This is a genomic window from Phenylobacterium sp. (assembly GCF_046590535.1).
Classification (GTDB): Bacteria; Pseudomonadota; Alphaproteobacteria; order Caulobacterales; family Caulobacteraceae; genus Phenylobacterium.
On record NZ_JBKJTG010000156.1, the window covers coordinates 1 to 4,891 of the forward strand.

Annotated in this window: 4 protein-coding genes and 1 pseudogene; all 5 read right to left on the reverse strand. The window is 66.0% G+C overall.

What is annotated here, in order from left to right; all coding sequences use genetic code 11:
- Nucleotides 1–170: 170 nt before the first annotated feature.
- Nucleotides 171–1,658, reverse strand: coding sequence for an NADH-quinone oxidoreductase subunit M (locus tag ACLL81_RS09360; protein ID WP_411288075.1), 1,488 nt, complete (start codon nt 1,656–1,658; stop codon nt 171–173).
- Between the two features lie 7 nt (nt 1,659–1,665).
- Complete coding sequence (nuoL, locus tag ACLL81_RS09365) at nt 1,666–3,720, reverse strand: NADH-quinone oxidoreductase subunit L (protein WP_411288076.1); 2,055 nt, start codon at nt 3,718–3,720, stop codon at nt 1,666–1,668.
- Between the two features lie 10 nt (nt 3,721–3,730).
- Nucleotides 3,731–4,036, reverse strand: a complete 306-nt coding sequence (gene nuoK, locus ACLL81_RS09370) for an NADH-quinone oxidoreductase subunit NuoK (protein WP_411288078.1) — start codon at nt 4,034–4,036, stop codon at nt 3,731–3,733.
- Entirely contained in the window at nt 4,036–4,662 is a 627-nt protein-coding gene (locus ACLL81_RS09375) for an NADH-quinone oxidoreductase subunit J (RefSeq protein ID WP_411288077.1), read from the reverse strand. Before ACLL81_RS09375 ends, nuoK begins: the two co-directional genes overlap by 1 nt.
- A 95-nt stretch (nt 4,663–4,757) precedes the next feature.
- Nucleotides 4,758–4,891 (reverse strand): annotated as a pseudogene (locus ACLL81_RS09380) (NADH-quinone oxidoreductase subunit I); the annotation flags it as partial.

Below are 4,891 nucleotides of genomic sequence, written 5' to 3' on the forward strand. Positions count from 1 at the left end.
CGCCCGTCACCGCGGCTACGCCGGCCAGAACCAGCACCAGCATGGCGAGGCCGTCGAACCAGCCGCCGCCCTTGCCGCGGAAGGCCCCGACCATGAGCAACAGCAGGGCCCCGATCGCGAGGATCAGCTCCGGCCGGACGAGATTGAGATCGGCGAGGGTCATCGGCGGCTCACCCGGCGATCGCGGCGCGCCAGGCGCCGACCAGGGCGTCAACCGACGGCCCGGTGATGTTGAGAACGACGTCCGGCTGGACCCCGAGGTAGAGGGTCGAGACGATCAGCGGCGCGAAGATGACCATCTCCTGCCAGGTCAGATCGTTGATCTGGGCCAAGGCCGGGTTGGTGATCTCGCCGAACATGACCCGGCGGTAGAGGCTCAGCGCATAGACCGCCGACAGGATCACGCCGGTAGCCGCGAACAGCGCCGTCCAGGTTGAGGCGCCATAGGCCCCGGCCATGGTCAGGATTTCCCCGACAAAGCCGCTGGTGCCCGGCAGGCCGACATTGCCCATGGTGAACAGCATGAACACCGCCGCGTAGAACGGCATCCGGTTCACCAGGCCGCCGTAGAAGGCGATCTCGCGGGTGTGCATGCGGTCATAGACCACGCCGACGCACAGGAAGAGCGCCGCGGAGATCACCCCGTGGCTGAGCATCTGGTAGATGGCGCCCTGCTCGCCCTGCACGTTGCCTGAGAAGATGCCCATGGTGACGAAGCCCATGTGGGCCACCGAGGAATAGGCGATCAGCTTCTTGATATCGGTCTGCCGAAACGCCACCAGCGAGGTGTAGATCACCGCGATTACGCTGAGCGCGAACACCAGCGGCGTGAACAGCTCCGAGGCGTTGGGGAACATGGGCAGGCTGAAGCGCAGGAATCCGTAGCCGCCCATCTTCAGGAGGATGCCGGCCAGGATCACCGAGCCCGCGGTGGGCGCCTCCACGTGGGCGTCGGGCAGCCAGGTGTGCACCGGCCACATGGGCATCTTCACAGCGAACGACGCGAAGAAGGCCAGCCACAGCCAGACCTGCAAGCCCTCGTCGAACTTGTAGGCCATCAGCTCGGGGATCGAGCTGGTGCCGGATACCCCGATCATGGCCAGGATCGCGGCCAGCATCAGCACCGAGCCCAGGAGCGTGTAGAGGAAGAACTTGAAGGCCGCGTAGACCCGGCGCTGACCGCCCCAGATGCCGATGATCAGGAACATCGGCACCAGGCCGAACTCGAAGAAGATATAGAACAGCACGATGTCCAGCGCGCAGAAGACCCCGATCACCAGGGTCTCCAGCAGCAGGAAGGCCACCATATATTCCGGGACGCGGGTCTCGATGGAGCGCCACGACGCCGCGATGCACAGCGGCATCAGGAAGGCGGTCAGCAGCACGAACAGGATCGAGATTCCGTCCACGCCCATGCGGTAGGAGAAGCTCGCAAACCACGGAACTTCCTCCAGGAACTGGAATCCCGGATCGCTGGGATCGAAGCGCGCCACCAGGAGCACGCTGAGTACGAACACCGCCAGCGTGGTGACCAGCGCGATCCACTTGGAGGCGTTCACCGCGCGCGCCTCGTCCCGGCCGCCGAACAGCCGAAGGATCAGGATCGCCGCAGCGCCCAGCAGCGGCGCATAGGTGATGAGGGAGAGGATGCCGGTCATCTGCCCCTCAGGAATTCCACGCCCAGAGGGCGTAGGTCAGCAAGCCCGCGACGCCCAGGAGCATCACGAAGGCGTAGTGGTAAAGGTAGCCGGTCTGCAGGCGTCCGGCGCCGCGGCCCATGGCGTAGGTCACCGCCGAGACACCGTCGGGGCCCAGGCCGTCGATGATCTTCTGGTCGCCGCCCTTCCAGAAGAGGTCGCCCAGGGCCTTGGCGCCGCGCACGAAGGTGGCTTGGTAGATCTCGTCGAAGAACCACTTGTTGTAGAAGAACGTGTAGAGAAGCCCGCCTCGCGCCGCGATCCGCGCGCCCAGGCCTTCCTTCACAAGATAGACATAGGCCGCCACCAGCAGGCCCAGCACCGAGACCACGATGGGGGCCAGCACCACCCATAGGGGCGCCTCATGGGGCTCCATCACGTGGTTGGTGGGGGCGTTGAAGATCGCGCCGCGCCAGAATTCCTTCTGCTCATGGCCGATGAACTGCTCGTGGAAGGCGAAGCCGGCGCCGATGGCGCCTACCGCCAGCAGGATCAGCGGGACCAGCATGACCCAGGGGCTCTCGTGCGGCTTGTGGCCATGGCCGTGGGCGTGGTCGTCGGCCAGGGGCTCGTCGTGGGTCTCGGCCTGGGCGGTGGTGGCGTGGTCGTCGGCGTGGTGGCCGTGGTCGTCGCTCCAGCGGGCGTGGCCGTTGAACGTGAAGAAGGCGACGCGCCAGGAGTAGAATGCGGTCAGCCCGGCCACCAGGACCCCGATGATGAAGGCGAAATAGGCCAGCGGATCGCCCTCGCCGGCCGTGTAGGCCGCGTGGATGATGGCGTCCTTGGAGTAGAATCCGGCGAAACCCAGGTCGAGGAAGGGTATGCCCAGGCCGGTGATCGAGATGGTGCCGATGGTCATCACCGCATAGGTGATCGGCAGAGCCTTCGCGAGCGCGCCGTAGCGGCGCATGTCCTGCTCGTGGTGCATCCCGTTGATCACCGAGCCCGCGCCCAGGAACAGCAGCGCCTTGAAGAAGGCGTGGGTGAACAGGTGGAACATGGCCGCCTGATAGGCGCCGACGCCGGCGGCGAAGAACATGTAGCCGAGCTGCGAGCAGGTCGAATAGGCGATCACCCGCTTGATGTCGTTCTGGGCCAGGCCGACGGTGGCGGCGAACAGGGCGGTGACGGCGCCCACGACGATGACGATATGCCTCGCCACGGGTGCGTACTCGAACATCGGCGAAAGCAGGCAGACCATGTAGACGCCGGCGGTGACCATGGTCGCCGCGTGGATCAGGGCCGAGACCGGGGTCGGGCCCTCCATGGCGTCGGGTAGCCAGGTGTGCAGGAAGAACTGGGCGGACTTGCCCATGGCGCCCACGAACAGCAGCGCGCAGGCCAGGTCCATCAGGCTCCAGGTCTGTCCGACGAACTCCCAGGAGCGGGCCGCGCCCGAGGCGACCTGCGGGAATATCTCGGCGAACTGAATGGTCCCGAAGGCCCAGAACACCGTCATGATGCCCAGCGCGAAGCCGAAGTCGCCCACCCGGTTGACCACGAAGGCCTTGATGGCGGCCGAGTTGGCGGTCGGCTTCTTGAACCAGAAGCCGATCAGCAGATAGCTCGCCAGCCCCACCCCTTCCCAGCCGAAGAACAGCTGCATGAAGTCGGCGGCGGTCACCAGGGCCAGCATGGAGAAGGTGAACAGCGACAGGTAGGCGAAGAACCTGGGCTTGTCGGGGTCTTCCGCCATGTAGCCCCACGAATAGACGTGGACCAGGGCGGAGACGGTGGTCACCACCACCAGCATGACGGCGGAAAGCGCGTCCAGGCGGATCGCCCAGTTGGACTGGAAGTCGCCGACGTTGATGAACGGGGCCAGCGTCAGGGTGAAGGGTTCGAGCCCGCCCCAGGTCCACTGGCTAAACACCACCCACGACAGGACAGCCGAGAGCAGCAGGGCGCCGGTGGTCACGCTCTGGGAGGCCACGTCGCCGATGCGGCGGCCCACGAGCCCGGCGATCAGCGCGGCCAGCAGCGGTGCGAGGACAATGATGGGGAGCAGGGTCTCGGCGGTCATGCTCGCGCGCTCAACCCTTCATCATCGAGGCGTCGTCGACGGAGATGTCGCCGCGGTTGCGGAAGAAGGTCACCAGGATAGCCAGGCCGACCGCCGCCTCGGCGGCGGCGACAGTGAGCACGAACATGGCGAAGATCTGCCCGGTGACGCTGCCGGGATAGACCGAGAAGGCCACCAGGTTGATGTTCACGGCCAGGAGGATCAGCTCGATCGACATCAGGATGACGATGATGTTCTTGCGGTTCACGAAGATGCCGAAGACGCCGATGGTGAACAGGATGGCGGCGACCGCCAGGTAGTGGGCCAGGCCGATGATCATTCGCCGATCCCTTCGCCGGACTTGAGGTCGACGATGCGCATCCCGGTCTTGGGGCTGCGCAGCACCTGGTCGGCGATCACCTGGCGGCGTACGCCGGGCTTGTGGCGCAGGGTGAGCACAATGGCCCCGATCATCGCCACCAGCAGCACCAGGCCGGCCGCCTGGAAGAAGTAGACATAGTCCGTGTAGAGCACCCGCCCGATCGCCTCGGCGTTGGAGATGTCCACCACTCCGGCGCCCGAGGGCATCGGCACGTCGCTGTCGCGGGCCGCACCGCGGCTGGCGACGGTGGTGGCGACCACCACCATCTCGATGGCCAGGGCGCCTGCGATCAAGAGGCCCAGGGGCATGTAGCGGGCGAAACCTTGCCGGAGCTCGGCGAAGTCTACGTCCAGCATCATCACCACGAACAGGAAGAGCACCGCGACGGCGCCCACGTAGACCACCACCAGCAGCATCGCCAGGAACTCTGCACCCAGGAGGACGAAGAGGCCCGCGGCGGAGAAGAACGCCAGGATCAGCCACAGCACCGAGTGCACGGGATTGCGCGCCGAGACCACGGCGAGGCCAGCCACGACGGTCACCGCCGCCAGCAAGTAGAATGCGATCGCCTGCAGGGCCATCCGGCTCTTCTCAACCCCTCGAAAGTACCAATGCCGTGGCCCGGCATGACCGGCCACGACGTGCGTCTTGCAGCGCCTGGAATCGCGCCCGTCTCTTAGCGATAGGGCGCATCCAGTTCCAGATTCTTCGCAATCTGACGTTCCCAGCGGTCGCCGTTGTCGAGCAGGCGCGCCTTGTCGTAGTAGAGCTCCTCGCGGGTCTCCACGGCGAACTCCAGGTTCGGGCCCT